Source organism: Falsiroseomonas oryziterrae (assembly GCF_021864505.1).
Classification (GTDB): domain Bacteria; phylum Pseudomonadota; class Alphaproteobacteria; order Acetobacterales; family Acetobacteraceae; genus Falsiroseomonas; species Falsiroseomonas oryziterrae.
Genome location: NZ_JAKJIB010000592.1, coordinates 1 through 1,191, shown reverse-complemented (window position 1 = coordinate 1,191; position 1,191 = coordinate 1). Strand labels below are relative to the sequence as shown.

Below are 1,191 nucleotides of genomic sequence, written 5' to 3'. Positions count from 1 at the left end.
GCGATCGGCGCGCGCGTGGCGATGACGGCGGGCACGCCGGCCAAGCGCGCCTTCCTGCGCGCGGCCGGCGCCGACCTCGTGCTCGACAGCCGCGGCGACTTCGCCGGCGCGCTGCGCACGGCATGGCCGGACGGCGTGGATGTCGTGCTGAACAGCCTCGCCGGCGAGGCGATGGAGCGGTCGCTGCAGCTCACGAAACCCTTCGGGCGCTTCGTCGAGCTCGGCAAGCGCGACTTCGTGGAGAACCGGCGCGCCCCGCTGCGCCCCCTTCGGCGCAACGCGACGTATTTCGCGGTGGATGTGGACGAGCTGCCGCGCGCGCGGCCAGCGCTGGCGTCGCAGCTTCTGGCGCGCATCGCGCAGCGGCTGCGCGAGGGCGCGATCCGCCCGCTGCCCTTCGCCGCCTTCGCGCCGGCGGAGGTGGAGGCGGCGTTCCGCACGCTCCAGGCCTCGGCCCATATCGGCAAGCTGGTGATCCGCCCGCCCGCGCCGGCCGAAGGCGTGGCGGCCTCGCCGTGGCGCCCGTCGCAGGATCGCGTGGTGGTCGTCACCGGTGGCACGCGCGGCTTCGGGCTGGAATGCGCGCGCTGGCTGGCGCGGCAGGGCGTGCGGCATCTCGCGCTGCTCGGCCGGCGCGGGATGGAGGATGCGGCGGCGCTGCGCGAGCTCGCGGCGCTCGGCGCGCAGGCCGCCGTGCATGGCTGCGACGTCGCGGATGCGGAAGCTCTGGCTGTGACGCTGGCGAAAATCCGGGCGGGGCGGGAGATCGGCGGCGTGGTGCATGCGGCCGGCGTGCTGGACGACGGCGCGGCGATCGCGATGGACGCGGCGCGCTTCCGGGGCGTGCTGGCGCCGAAACTCGACGCGGCCGAGGCGCTGGACCGGCTGACGGAGCGCGATCCGCTCTCGCTCTTCCTGCTGTTCGGCTCGGCGACGGTCGCCTTCGGCAATCCGGGCCAGGCGAACTACGTCGCGGCGAATGCGGGGCTGGAGGCGTTGGCGCGGCGGCGGCGCGCGGCGGGGCGGCCCGCGCTCTGCGTCGCCTTCGGGCCGATCGCCGATGCGGGCATGCTGGCCGCCGACGATGCGAAGGCGCAGGCGCTGCGGCGCCGCATGGGCGTCGAGGCGATGACGGCCGAGGCGGCGCTGGATGCGCTGCCGGCGCTGCTCGCCGCGCCCGATCCGGTCGCG

Annotated in this window: 1 protein-coding gene; it reads left to right on the top strand. The window is 76.4% G+C overall.

What is annotated here, in order from left to right:
- Positions 1 to 1,191, top strand: a 1,191-nt coding sequence (locus L2I40_RS23440; RefSeq protein ID WP_237217759.1) for an SDR family NAD(P)-dependent oxidoreductase, incomplete at both ends; no start/stop codon positions are given.